Consider the following 13,232-nt stretch of genomic DNA (forward strand, 5'->3'; position numbering starts at 1 on the left):
GAATGGTCGTCAGGGGGGCAGAAGCCCCAGTCGATGCTTGAGGAAGCGTGCACCCTCGAGCACGATCGTTTCCGAATCAGCACCGAAGGAGCGCCAACTGCGCGTGCGCCGTGCAATCACAGGGTGGCTGGGATCGAAGGTTTCAATGCTTACCAGCATGGTGGCCGGAAAGGTGGCTAACCAGCTCAGCAACTCGGGCCAATCAAGGTGGCATTGGCCTAGGGGTCCACGGTTGGCACCACAGAGATGCACGTGGGTGGTGCCGGCTCGATGGCTGGCCAGATCTTGATAAAGGTGGCCCTGCTCCATGTTGGCGTGAAAAATGTCGACCAGGATCCCAACGTGGGCAAGATCGACGGCGCGGCAAACCTCTGACACCTGCTCGAAGGTGTTAAGCAAGCTGCTCTGATAGCGATTGAGGGGCTCAATACTGAAGGGAATCCCGGCCTGGGCCAGGTCGTGGCGCAGCTCCAGATAGCTATCAATTAACCGATGGCGATCATCGGCGGAGGAGGGCTCCGCCGCGGGGCTGGAAAGATCCCCGTGGATCGGGCCGGAGAGCTTCAAAGCTCCGCAGGCCTGGGCAAACTCCAAAAGACGCCGCACGTGGTCCTGGGCGCCACGGCGAATGGCCCCATCGGCACTGGCCAGACTGAGACCCCTGGGTAAACCTGAACAGAGCGTCACCGGCAGACCGTGCTCAGCGGAAAGGCGACTAACCAGCGCAGGCGTCAGACCGGCCAGGTCGTAACTGGCAAGTTCCACAAAGTCGACAGAGGAACCCGCCAACCTGGGCATCAGCGATTGGAGCTCGCCATCGGTAATACCTGGCGACCAGGCAAAGGTGTGGGCTCCGATCAGCACCATGGGATCGAGGTGGAGGGTTAGCCCTTGCGGGACACGGTTTTAATCAATTCAGCAACGGCCTCGGGCGCCTCCTCTGGCAGATAGTGGCCGCAACCGGGCAACACACCGCCGCTAACGGCGGGATCGCAGGCCTGCAGAGAACGGAGAAAATTATCTGCGGTGGCCTTTTCACCCCCGTAAACCACCAGCGGACGTTCGAATCGATGCTCACGGTGGGCCTCGGCGAAGGCCCGATTAGCTTCAACGGCGCGGTAAAAGTTGAAGCCGGCGGTCATCGCTCCGGGGCGGCTGTAGGCCTGCACATAGTGGGAAACTGCCTCAACTGTCATGGCACCGGCCACCGCTGATTTGGTGCGGAAATACCAACCCAAATATTCGGCCTCGCGGCCAGCGGTAAGCAGCTCGGGCATCTCGGCCATGGCGTGGAAGTGGAACTGCCAGGTGCGCGAGCCAGGCCTGGGCATGTAGGCCTCCGTTGGGGCCAGGCCAATCAGGGCCGCATCCAACAACAAGCTGCTGGTGAGCCGATGGGGATGGAGCACCGACAGGGCATAGGCCACCCAGGCCCCCACATCGTGGCCAACCAGAGTTAAAGAATCGATCTGCCTGTAGCTGAGGTAGGCCTCGACCTCAGCGGCCACCGCCTCAATGCTGAAGTTGCTCTCCAGGGCAAGGCTCGTCTCACCCTGGCCCTTCAGATCAAGGGCAATCACGCGATAGTCAGCACTGAGCAGGGGCATGACCCGGCGCCAAGCGAAGCAGGTCTGGGGCCAGCCGGCCAGTAGCAACAGCACGGGGCCTTCGCCGTCCTCCACGGAATGGAAGCGCAGCTCTCCCACCTGGTCGTAGCGATGCTGGGCTGTGGCAGGAAAACTCTCAGCAGCCATCGTTGCGGGCCCTCAGCGAAATCATTCGCATTGTGATGGCAAGTTGCACTTCCTGCAGCAGAGCCCTACAAAAGAATGAAATTCTCCAATGGGTATTCGTGCAAAAGCAACCGAGCCAAAGGTTCCATTGGAGGGCCTTGGCAACCAGACTGCTGGCACTGGCAGTGGTGCTGGTAATGGGCCTGTGGGGGGTGCAGCCAAGCCTGGCCGCCAGCAACGAACAGGTAAGGGTGGTCGGCAGGCTGCCAATGCAGCTTAGCACCACTGAAAGGCAGGAATTTGAACACCAAACCATGGACCTGGCCAAAATCACCCGGGCCGAGGATGGGGTAATCCAGTACTCCTGTAATGCCGACATTGAGAAGCCCGGCACCTACGTGTTCGATGAGATCTGGCCGAGCGAACAGGCCCTTAACGACCATCTCAACACAGACCATTTCAAACAGTGGTGGGCCTGGGTTGAACCCCACCTAAATGGAGATCTGGTAATCAACATCGCCGATACAAGACAATTCCATAGCGTCTCCTAAAGATTGCTAACTCCATGAATGATCCGCAGACTTTCCTGGCCACCAAGGAGGTGGATTTTAGGCAAGAATTCATCTACTTCATTATCGTTGATCGCTTCTTCGATGGCAGCGCCGACAATGAGGAACGCAAGGGGTTTGGGATCGGGGGGAACGGGCGGGGCTACTCGACAAAACCTGGATGGAATGGGGTAAGTACTGGGGCGGCAATCTACAGGGAATCATCGACAAAGTTGAATACCTCAAGGCCCTAGGAGTAACCGCCGTATGGCTTTCACCGCTATTTGAGCAGGTGGATGACATGCAGTTCAACCGAGCACCAATGCACGGCTATTGGGCACGCGACTTCAAACGGATCAACCCACGCTTCCTTCCCCAGGGGGAGTCGGCCAGCCTGGGAAGCTCAGAGACCCTGAAAAGACTGGTGGAAACCCTCCATGACTCAGGCATCAAATTGATATTAGACGTGGTCTGCAACCACAGCTCACCAGACATAAATGGGAGCAAGGGAATTGTGCTTGATGATGGAAAACCATTTGCCAACTTCCACAGCGACGAGGCAAACCTATATCACCACAACCCAGAAATCACAGACTGGCAAGATGAATACCAACTGATCAACCATGAAATGTGTGGCCTAGCCACATTCAACGAAAATAATATCAACTTCAGAAATTACATCAAAGATGCCATCAAAGCCTGGATAGACATTGGGGTTGATGCCCTTCGGGTGGACACCCTCAAGCATATGCCCTTATGGTTTTGGCAGGAATTCACAATAGACATCAAACGCCACAAACCTGAAATATTCCTATTTGGAGAATACGGGTTTAGCAAACCCTGGGATCAACGATCAGTTGCATACGCCAATCACAGCGGCATGTCAATCTTGGACTTTGGCCTCTGTGATGCCATTCGCTTTGCCTTTTCAAACCAGCAACCGGGAGGGTTTAAACTGATAGAGAAGGTATTGGCCATGGATGAGGTCTACAAACGTGCCAACGAATTGGTGACGTTCATAGACAACCACGACATGCCTCGATTTCTATCCATTGTAAGCGACTCCAAAAAACTTGACCTGGCATTGGTGTTACTAATGACACTACGCGGAGTGCCATGCCTTTTCTATGGAACAGAACAATACCTCCACAACAACACTGACGGAGGGGAGGATCCCTACAACCGACCGATGATGGAATGCTGGGATCAGAACAGCCGTCCATACCAATTAATCAGCAGGCTTGTTCAGCTACGCCGTACAAACCAGTCCCTAACAATGGGAAACCACCAGCAGCGATATGTGGACCAAAGTCTCTATGCCTTCAGCCGCCACTATCGCGACAGCCATGTGCTCGTAATATTAAACCAAGGATCAGCCACCCAAATTAGCCTGAACGAAACTGGCCTGCCAAATGGTTTACATACCTGCAAGCTCACTGGAGAGGTGCTAGAGCAAAAAAATGGCCTCATCAACAACGTGGCCATGCCAGAGTATTCCGCAAGGGTGTTCAGTGTGGAGGGCCTAAGGGTGCAGGGCCAGGTGGTAGGGGTATTTCAGTTAAACGGATACCACAGCCAGCCTGGTCAACGGATCGCAATCACAGGCAGTTGTCCCGAGCTGGGCGAATGGGACCACAGCCTGAGTTACGGCATGGAGTATGTAAACAGCAACACATGGATTGCGGAAGTTGCCTTCAACGCCTCTGCCGGGGTCTCGATCGCGTTTAAATTTGTGGTAATGAATCAAAACAGAGCTGAAGTTATAGAAAATATTGTGAGCCGAAATCAATTATTACCCAACCAAGGCCGAATAAAGCTGGATTGCATCTGGAATGACGATTAAACCAAGCGCAAACCCTCAATAGGCCTAAAACAATACGAACTCTTACAAAATTGGGCAGCGTTGCGCTGTCTAAATATCATGGAAAAATATCGATCATCACAAACTTGAAATCCATTTCTCAGAAATTAAGGAAGCTGCCTGGGCCAAGGCAAGTTGCAATGGTGGCAATTGCATTAGTAGCAGCCACGGTCTTATTTGGTCAGGCACCCGTGCTAGCGCAATTCAGGGAACTATTCACGCCAATTCCTCAAACGGCGGTACTCAAACGGGGTGCCACTGAAAGAGTCGACCACGACTTTACCAGTTCGGGCGGAGTGAAATTAAAGATGCCGCGATTTCTCAAGAATCCCAGGCAATTCACCACAGCTGGAGGTGATGTCTTGGTGATGCTTAGAACGCCTGGGGATACCTGCGGCCTATACGAACTCAGCGAAACCATTGCACCCAATGATGCGGGGCCACCGCCCCACTTCCATTTCGCATCCTCCGAGTGGTTCCTTCCTACAGAGCCATCCACATTTCGAATCTACGGCACCCAGGAGGCAAACCCCCTCACTCCCGGTCAACTCCCCGGTGTCAACGCTCCAACGCCCAAGATGGGTTCCCTGGTGATCGGCAAGGGCGAACTGGTGTATTCACCGAAAGGAACAGTGCATTTCTGGCACAACGAAAGCCCCAATAGGGAAGACATACGCGGCTTTTACAACATCTGGAACCCAGCAAACGGCGTAAACGACTGGTTCGCGGGGGTAAGTGATGTGAACGGCAGCACCGCCGTTCTTCCCCTGCCGGCCCCCCAGGCCACCACACTCCAAACAGCCCTCTGGGGTGTACCCCACGACCCAACCGGTACCTTTGTGGGCCGAAGCGACTACCGCAACATTCGTGGCCCTGTAGCCAGCGATGGGAACCATCTTCAAGAGCTGCAGGAGCTATTCGATCGTGGAGAAGCCTGCTACCCGAAGAGCGGTCCTACAAACACTAAGAAGGTCTAAAGATGGCCAAACACAATGATCTACTGGTACTAGCAGCGAGCTGCGAAAAAATCTAGAGCTGACCCATCACTTTTCAGACGCTGACACCGAGCAAGGTAAGCGAGTAAACGTAATTGATCTCCCCCTACATCCGCCGCCACTTTTCACGCCAAGAAGCCAGCAGCTGGGTTAGCAAGCGGGTGTCATTACACTGCAGGAGCGAATGCTGGCGTCATCACACTGGCTAATTTGCGCGCCAGAGTATAACTGTTCAATCCCACCGGTGTTCACCAGTGCCATCGCCTGGCTTTCGACCCAGGGAGAGGATTTTCGTGCCCTATTCAATGGCCAACCAGTTGCAATTACCAGCCATTCCGGTAGCGGCGGCATTGAATGCCTTTCAGCCCTGCGCATTCAATTGGCCCATCTAGGTGCCCATGTGGCAGGCCGCCAAATGGTATTGCGTGGCGATCAAACTACGAAGCGGGAAAGCATCGAAGCCCTACTAAATACCCTATTTCAAATGCAGCCTGCCTCGCGAAGTGGTAATTATCCAGACCATGCTGCAAATTCAGACTGTTATTGGCTTCCGAACCTATTTAATTTTCATTACCAGCATTGTGAGATCATCGAACTGCTCAGCGTCAGCACGATGCTGGCTAACTGTCTCTGTCATTTGATCCAACAAAGATTTGGCTGTCGTTTCTTTTGGATCAACATTGGCTAGCACGCCCTTAACGCCTTCTAGGCCAAATGATTTATCAGAGGGTGATCTTGAATCCACAAGTCCATCGGTATAGGTAAAGAGAAGCTGGCCGGGCTGCAAATCCGTTGTATTCACTTCGTATTTTGCTCCATCAAAAATACCAATGGCTGGCCCCGTGGTTTTCAATTCATCCAATACGCCTAGTTCTCTGACAATAATTGGCGACTCGTGCCCGGCGCAAACATAGCTCAATTGATTTTTGCTCTTCTCAAAGGCTCCCAAAAAGAGTGTGGCAAACATAGATGATCCAGCATGATTAGTGGCCATATAATTATTAACTTGGGTAATCGCATCATCTAAGGATCTTTCCAATCCCTGATAAGCCAACTCCTTATCTTCATCTAACAATGAATACCTGATCAGGCTTCGAAAAACCGACATGAACAAGGCTGAGGCAATGCCTTTGTCACAGACATCAGCGATTACTACGTATGTAATGTCTCCTGAATCAACAGCATCGTACCAATCGGCACCAATATCGTAGGCAGGATCAAAATCAGCGGCTAGCTCAACATGCTCGGAGCTCGGGAGATCTTCGATAACAAAACTCTTTTGAATATTAGTTGCCGTTTGTATTTGCTGATCAGTAACAGCATGTTCTAGCTGACTAGTCAACAATCTCCTAAGATTATAGCCTGTCTGATTAATATCTTCAAATAGCTTTCCTATTTCATCCTTTCGAATTGTGGCAATTCTAGCCTCAAAATTTCCAGAGCTAAATTCTTTTATTGTTGATGCGGCCAGCTGGATCGGTTCTGCGGCTTTTCTGCAAACCAAGGCAATTACTATTGTTGCTCCTAGGAGGGTAATTAATTGATAGGCTAGCTGCTCCATAATCTGATGCCTAACCGTTGCATAGCTAGATTCCTTATCAGTGATTGCAACCATACTCCACTGACTATCAATTTTCTTTGAATACACAAAGTAATCTCTACCTTCAGATTCCGTCTCCCCAAAATTGCCCCTGACACCTGCATGCAATGCGACTTTCACAAAAGGACCCCATGGGCCTTTCGAGATTTCCGCAGGAGTCTGTAGCGATACTTTGTCATTAACTGATGATTCAGGGAAAATAACATATCCGTCCCGACTAACCATCATGACCTCTAATCCCGTAAAGTCATTATTTTGCAAAGATATAGGTGTATTCCAATGCGCATCTAGTGCACCACTATCTTTGCCATCAGAATCCATAATTTTTACGATTTGATTAAAAACAAGTCCAAGACCGGAATCCTTAGGGGTATCGCTGAGGCCTATGGCAATACTCAAAACTCCGGAGGGAATAGACGAACTTGTGGAGACAGAACTAACCCCTGGTGCATAAACTGGAACACTTTCCACATAACAAGGCTGTCCAATAATGCAGTTCTGGTAGATTCCATAAGCAGGCTCCCCCTGCCTTGATTTAAGGAAATATGACCTGGAAAATGCGTACTTTCTCGTGACAGGTTTTGTTACATTAGTGCCAACAAGCAGGTCGCCATCTCTGCTCCAGAGCCGCCAAGATCTATAGGGAAAAAGAATATTTAATCGGTCAAAAATTTGCTCGGTTTCATCCTGATCAAGCTTTCTAATTGGCGGCGCAAATGAAAGTATCTCAAGTAGCTGCTTTGTGCTTTCCCTCCACTTTGTGATCCCAAAATATACGAAAGAGCCTTGCTCAACAAGCAGTTTCTGGGTTTCTAGTGTCGCCTTTTTTGTATAGTGAATATCTGTGGCAATATTGATCGGAATTAAAATTACTGCCAAGCCCGCCCAGATGCTTACTATCAGCTGGCTACGCAGAGATTTTGGACCGGCAAGGGTTCTAGCCCTAATTTTATTAAGATCTAAATTCTTAATGATTGGCTTATCGGTTACCCAGCTTGTATCTGATCGCTGGGGGCGTTGATTGATAGGGGCCATGGGGGTAAGCGCTTTGGCGAGTGGGCAATCTGAATTTCGCTTGCTCCTCAATTTGCATCATAATCGGGTTCGCTTATTTTTGCAATAATCATTCTCAACCGTTGCGGGGAGGCGCGGCAAAGGTCTTGGGGAACCGGGGCCAGGAGGTGAGAATGCTGAAGGTTGAATCTGGAATTGACAAACGAAATAGGATATTAGTATACTGGCATTAGAATTAGGCTAAATATGAATTTCACTTTCTGCACTTTGGAGTATGAACAAGAAGTAGACGGTCGCTGGATCGCCGAGGCACCGAAACTACCTGGAGTTCTTGCGTACGAGAGTACCTCTGGTGATGCAATTTCAAAAGCGGAAGTCTTAGCCCTTAGTGTTATCGCTGATCGGCTCGAGTATGGCGAATCCAAGCAAGTCAGTATCCAGTTTTAACTACCACTCTCCGCATGAGTAATTGGATGGAAAGTTTAACGCCCGCCAAGCTCACACAAGACCCTAGAACATGCAGAGTATTCAGACTACGTTTTTGCATTCCACGTCGGAGACGAACAGACACTCGACGTAGGCCAGGCCAGAACCGGTCTGCAGGGATGGCATGAATGGACGGATGTAAAAACAGGCCTACGGCCCGAAGCCATTATCAGCGAAACAGGGGGCTAAAGGCGCCTTAGGAGGAATAAGCCCACCTCCAGCTAGAGACAGCTAGAAACTTTCCCTTGAGAGAAAAATTCAGCCGAACTAAGTTGACCATGGGGTTGATTAATCGGTTGACTTAAAGGCCCAAACAACCTCCCAAATCAATTGCAGCGCAGTCGTTCTCATTATGAGAGTAATTGTAAAGCGAAGGCCATCGGTTCAAATCCGTTAGCTGGCTTTTTGGCCCAGATCGGTTGCAGCCCTGTGATGGCAGGGGTTTGGGGGATTCTGGGCAGGGCGCAAGGGCGCTGAGGGTTGATTTTGGGGTTGATTAATTGGGGGGGGCGATTGGCTGGAAGGCTGAATGTTCATGCCTGAGACTTAGTGACCTGTCCAACTTTTGAGGACAATCCCCCTCTGACGGCGTTCAACGCAGATCAAAAAGCAGCAGATCGGCTCCGCCAGTCCCTGCAGTGAAGGTCTGAAATTGACCAGCGTTAAAGCCCAGACCATCCCCCTGCTGCAGAGCATGGTGATCGGCCGTGCCAGCACCATCAATCAGCTGGATCCAGCCCTGATTGCCGCTCTCGATCGCCAGACTGAGCGTCTCGCCTGCATCGGGTTGGGCCCGCCAGAGCCGCACGGGGCGGTTGATGGCCATGGCGCCCTTGGCCTGGCCGGGATCCAGCAGGGGCGTCCAGCCGTTGCCAATGACGAAGAGCTTCTGCCCATAGGCCGGGGCGATACCGGCGCTGCTGGGCTCGATCCAGATCTGCAGCAGCCGGCAGGGCTGGTCACCCTCGTTTACCTCGCTATGCACCACGCCAGTACCGGCACTCATCCGCTGCACTTCCCCGGCCCGCAGCACCTCGGCATGGCCCATCGAATCGCGGTGGTTTAGCTGGCCCTCCACCATCACCGTGACGATCTCCATGTCGCGGTGGGGATGCATGCCGAAGCCTCTGCCGGCGGCGATGGTGTCGTCGTTGATCACCCGCAGGGGGCCATAGCCAATCCAGGCCGGGTCGTAGTGGGAGGAGAATGAAAAGCTGTGCCAGCTGTCGAGCCAATCGAGCTGGCTGTGGAAGCGCTCGGCGGCCGGGCGGAACACCAGATCGGATGCGGTGGTGGTCATGGCTGGGGGGTGCACGCACAGGAGATCTTCACCCTTTGGGAGAGAGCGTGTCTAAGCACTAAATGAAGTTGGTCAATTGACCAACTAGCTGGAGACGCTGCGCGCCTCGTAATTCAATCCAACAATGTCCACCAAAACCAAACCGGGGAATCGGCTACATATCTAACTAATCACCTTGAGCACGTTGATTCGCTTGGTGGAAATCCAACGCGCCACTGCGTCGGTGTCAGCCTTGCTGGGCAGGCAGATGCAGCCCGTGCCCGGTAGGCATGTATGGATGCCAAGGGCAGAGCGGCTGGTCGCGAATCGGGGCTTAAGGGCAATCCACCAGCTACCGCCCCAGGCCTCAGGCCTGTCGATGCCGTAAACACCCATGGGCAGAGGTGCACCATTCCCAGGGCTCCAGCGTCGATCAACACGTTGTGCTTTCAACGTTCCACTGGCTGCGGGCCAGCTGGCAACCGTTAGCGGCCCCTGGCGCACCTGCAGCCGCCAGCGTTGATCGCCGCTAGCAAAGTTGCCGTTCACCCTTTCAAACACCAGTTCGTGGGCTGGTGCACCCCATCCGGCCGGGCTAACCAACAACAGGGCAGCTGCGACCAAAAGGGATTGCATCGAAGCCTTCCTCAGCGTTCTGCACACCAATCTTGCCGGCAGGCGCTGGCGTGAGTCCAGACCCCTCTGAGCCAGAGCCCTTAAAAACCGATCGATTGCCCTCGGGTTGATTAGCGCGGGGGGAGAAGCGTGCGTTACCCCCCCCTGCTGCTATCCCTGGCTGAATCTCCAGGAGCTGCTGCAAGCCACTCACTCTCTTCACGTAGTAATGAATCCCCCAAATCCCATATACCCCATAGACAAAAACCACCCGGGCAACTCAAACAGGGTTTCTTTGCTGGCAGAGGGGGATAACAACGGCAGATCAGCTCTGGCAGAACGGTGCTGGCCCACGACGACATGAAGGCGCGCGTAAACCGTCACCCGGACGCGGCCTCCACCAGATCCGCCGCCGCCACTACGCCCCCAGCTGCCTGATTCTCCGCCTGCAGCCGCCGGGCCTGCTCCCGATAACTTGGATTGCCGAGCATCTCCGCCACCTTCGCCCGCAGGGCCTCCACACCAAGCTTCTGCACTGGCAACACTTGGCCTGCCCCACTGGCGGCCAGGCGGGCGGCAATGCCGGGCTGCTCGTTGGTGATGGGGATCGCCAGCACCGGAACGCCAGAGCCAAGGGCCGTCAGGGTGGTGTTGAGGCCCGCGTGGGTGATTACGAGGTTGGCCCGTTCGATCAGCCGTTGATGGGGCGCATAGGCCACCACCAGAGGGTTGCCGGGGAGCTGCAACGGTTGGCTCCTGGGATTGCCCAGGGAGATCACCAGCTGGGCCTCCAGGGGGGCGCAGGCTGCCGCGATCTGCGCAAAGATCTCCGGCAGTCCATTTTGCAGCGTCCCCAGGGAGGCATAGATCAGGGAGCGTCCGTCCAGCCGCTCCCAGGGGAAGGGCACGGCATCCCGCAACAGGGGTTCGCGGCCGGAGGGATCCGCCAACCGTCCCACGTAGTGAAAGTGGGGAGCCAGTTTCTCCCTCGGGAAATCAAAGGCCTGGGGCAACTGGGCCAGCTGCAGCAGAGGGGAAGCCGCCTCTTCTCGTCGCCGGTGCGGCACCAGCCCCAGCGCCTTGCGCTGTTCCTGCAGATCACGCCACAGGGGCTCCGTGAGTCGATCCAGCAGCGCGTTACCCAGTTGGTTGCGCCAGCGCGCCCAGGGCCGACGGCTTGGCCGCCAGCCCGTGAAGTAAGGCGGCACTGCGGCCTCACGATTTACCGGCAGGGCATTGCAAATGGTGAAAAACCGCAGGCCCAGCATCTCGGCCACCGTGCCGGCCGCCGGACTCAGCTGATCCACCAGCAGCAAATCGATGCCCGCCGTCGTGAGCGCCTGGGGCAGCTCGTTCAGGAGCATGACCTGCTCCCTGCCGAAGAAATCAACGGAGAAGTTCAGCCCCTCCAGCCCATTCAGCTTCCCCAGGGTGGCGAAGGCCTTCTCCACGGCCCCGGGCGGAAAGGGGGTCGACCCGATCGTCATCACCTCCAGCGGAATGTCCGCCAGCTGGCGGGCACCATCCGCCACAGTGAACACCACCACATCGTGGCCCCGCCGCTGCAGCTCCATCCCCAGCGCCACCATCGGGTTGAGATGGCCGATGGCCGGGGGCGACACGAGGCCGTAGCGGTGGGTCATGGGCTGGGTGTAACGGGGCTCTCCTGCGCATCATCCTCTCTGAAATGGCGCTGGCATCAGCCCAAACTGCCAAGACCGCAACCTGTTAGCAGTTGACATCGACATGAACCCCAAAAACTGAACCGGCCCTTATGGGAGATTGCTTACTGGTCAGATTTGGCCAGGGTAAGCCTCATAATATGAAAGCCCCCAACCACTAGGGTTAGTCATCTGGCAGATTAATAAGTTGATTAACAGGCTCAAAAAATTGCCAAGATCACCTGAAATGCAGTCAATGTCATCATCAAAATCATTGTAAAGCGAAGGCCACCGGTTCAAATCCGTTAGCCGGCTTTTTTACACAGATTGGTTGCAGAGCTCTGCTGCAGGGGATTTGGGGTGTTGGAGGCTGGGTTCGGGAGCGCAGCGGGTTGACGAAGGAATTGATTAAGGCCGGGGAGGGGCTAAATGCGACACGAGCCTCCTCCAGGCACCCTGGCCGAGGCTCAGGTGCTGCTTCGTAAACACAAACTCCCATTGCGCATGAAACAGGGAGTAAAGAAGGTCACGTAATCCTGGCTGGAATCGAAAAATAAATCAGATCTGGCTTACCTCTTTCTACGCTTAACACCTCCACTACTGGAGAAGCAAGGCTACAAATTCCTTAGCGAGTGTCCTAGGCTACATAGGCAAGAGACAGGCCGGCCTAAAATTGATGAACAATACGCATATATTACTTCTAGGTTGATGAGCGCAAAGCAGTTGCCATATTTGATTGTATATGGGGTAGTCATTCTTTCTCTATCTCACTTACTTGATTTTCCCATTGCCGGCATCTTTAGGCCAGAACATCAAAGCCAATCTGATCTCTTCAAGCTTTTTCGATGCTGGGGATTCCTTGGTACCTGGGTTCTCATAACCATTTCGGCTCAGCTCCTATCGCAGCCAACTAGCTCGAAACCACTAACGGGCTGGAAACGCTATCTCAATCAAGAAGCCTGGATGTTAATAGCAGCACCAATGATTTCTGGCAGCATCGCTGAAATTATAAAGCTGATTGTGCGAAGGATAAGGCCGCATGGAGATCCTTCCTATATCTTTAGAAGCTGGCTTGATCGTCCCTTTTCAACATCAGGAATTGGATTCCCAAGTTCCCATACAGCAGTAGCTTTCGCAGGTAGCACTATTATTATTTATCTTTATCCTAGGCTTAAACTGCCAGCTATCATCATGGCAGCAGGCTGTCTTGTTACACGTGTGGTAAGTGGAGCCCACTATTTTAGCGATGGTATAGGAGGTGCACTAGTTGGCATCTCAGCAGGATTTCTCTGCATCTGGCTCAGCTCATTTAAAAAAACTTGGCAATAGTGTAAGAAGCCGTTAAATTTCCTCATGGGCCATGCCCATCGCCCCATGCGAAGTAGAATACAGAACTGATAGCAATTGCACTTCCGCGCGGTAAGTAGCAACAACTATTAA

10 protein-coding genes and 1 pseudogene are annotated in these 13,232 nt (G+C 53.5%); 5 read left to right on the forward strand and 6 right to left on the reverse strand.

Going from position 1 to position 13,232, the window contains the following annotated elements; genetic code table 11:
* Positions 1 to 9: 9 nt before the first annotated feature.
* Together KBY49_RS10085 and KBY49_RS10090 are read right to left on the reverse strand one after the other, a co-directional pair.
* A complete protein-coding gene (locus KBY49_RS10085; RefSeq protein ID WP_254934703.1) occupies positions 10 to 867 on the reverse strand; it encodes a sugar phosphate isomerase/epimerase in 858 nt (285 codons plus the stop codon).
* A gap of 17 nt (positions 868 to 884) precedes the next feature.
* Positions 885 to 1,754 (reverse strand): alpha/beta fold hydrolase, encoded by an 870-nt coding sequence (locus KBY49_RS10090; RefSeq protein ID WP_254934704.1) that lies wholly within the window; start codon positions 1,752 to 1,754, stop codon positions 885 to 887.
* A 137-nt stretch (positions 1,755 to 1,891) separates the two neighbouring features.
* Between KBY49_RS10090 and KBY49_RS10095 the strand changes: the two genes are divergently transcribed.
* The 4 genes and pseudogenes from KBY49_RS10095 to KBY49_RS11720 form a co-directional block, all read left to right on the forward strand.
* Positions 1,892 to 2,284 (forward strand): putative quinol monooxygenase, encoded by a 393-nt coding sequence (locus KBY49_RS10095; RefSeq protein WP_254934705.1) that lies wholly within the window; start codon positions 1,892 to 1,894, stop codon positions 2,282 to 2,284.
* A gap of 178 nt (positions 2,285 to 2,462) precedes the next feature.
* Positions 2,463 to 4,124, forward strand: coding sequence for an alpha-amylase family glycosyl hydrolase (locus tag KBY49_RS10100; RefSeq protein ID WP_254934706.1), 1,662 nt, complete (start codon positions 2,463 to 2,465; stop codon positions 4,122 to 4,124).
* A 326-nt stretch (positions 4,125 to 4,450) separates the two neighbouring features.
* Positions 4,451 to 5,119 carry a hypothetical protein gene (locus tag KBY49_RS10105; RefSeq protein WP_254934707.1) on the forward strand — a complete coding sequence of 223 codons (669 nt, stop codon included), beginning with the start codon at positions 4,451 to 4,453 and terminating at the stop codon, positions 5,117 to 5,119.
* Positions 5,120 to 5,321: 202 nt separating this feature from the next.
* A pseudogene (locus tag KBY49_RS11720) lies at positions 5,322 to 5,501 on the forward strand (NADPH-dependent FMN reductase); the annotation flags it as partial.
* Between the two features lie 192 nt (positions 5,502 to 5,693).
* Here the strand turns inward: KBY49_RS11720 and KBY49_RS10115 are convergent.
* From KBY49_RS10115 to KBY49_RS10130, 4 genes are all read right to left on the reverse strand, one after another.
* Positions 5,694 to 7,772 (reverse strand): PP2C family protein-serine/threonine phosphatase, encoded by a 2,079-nt coding sequence (locus KBY49_RS10115; RefSeq protein ID WP_254934708.1) that lies wholly within the window; start codon positions 7,770 to 7,772, stop codon positions 5,694 to 5,696.
* A 1,057-nt stretch (positions 7,773 to 8,829) separates the two neighbouring features.
* Positions 8,830 to 9,537, reverse strand: a complete 708-nt coding sequence (locus KBY49_RS10120) for a pirin family protein (RefSeq protein ID WP_254934709.1) — start codon at positions 9,535 to 9,537, stop codon at positions 8,830 to 8,832.
* Between the two features lie 162 nt (positions 9,538 to 9,699).
* Entirely contained in the window at positions 9,700 to 10,152 is a 453-nt protein-coding gene (locus tag KBY49_RS10125) for a hypothetical protein (protein WP_254934710.1), read from the reverse strand.
* A 359-nt stretch (positions 10,153 to 10,511) separates the two neighbouring features.
* Positions 10,512 to 11,774, reverse strand: coding sequence for a glycosyltransferase (locus tag KBY49_RS10130; RefSeq protein ID WP_254934711.1), 1,263 nt, complete (start codon positions 11,772 to 11,774; stop codon positions 10,512 to 10,514).
* Between the two features lie 726 nt (positions 11,775 to 12,500).
* Between KBY49_RS10130 and KBY49_RS10135 the strand changes: the two genes are divergently transcribed.
* A complete protein-coding gene (locus KBY49_RS10135; RefSeq protein ID WP_254934712.1) occupies positions 12,501 to 13,121 on the forward strand; it encodes a phosphatase PAP2 family protein in 621 nt (206 codons plus the stop codon).
* The last annotated feature ends 111 nt before the right edge of the window (positions 13,122 to 13,232 follow it).

The sequence above is a fragment of the Cyanobium sp. WAJ14-Wanaka genome (assembly GCF_024345375.1).
In the GTDB taxonomy this organism is placed as follows: domain Bacteria; phylum Cyanobacteriota; class Cyanobacteriia; order PCC-6307; family Cyanobiaceae; genus Cyanobium_A.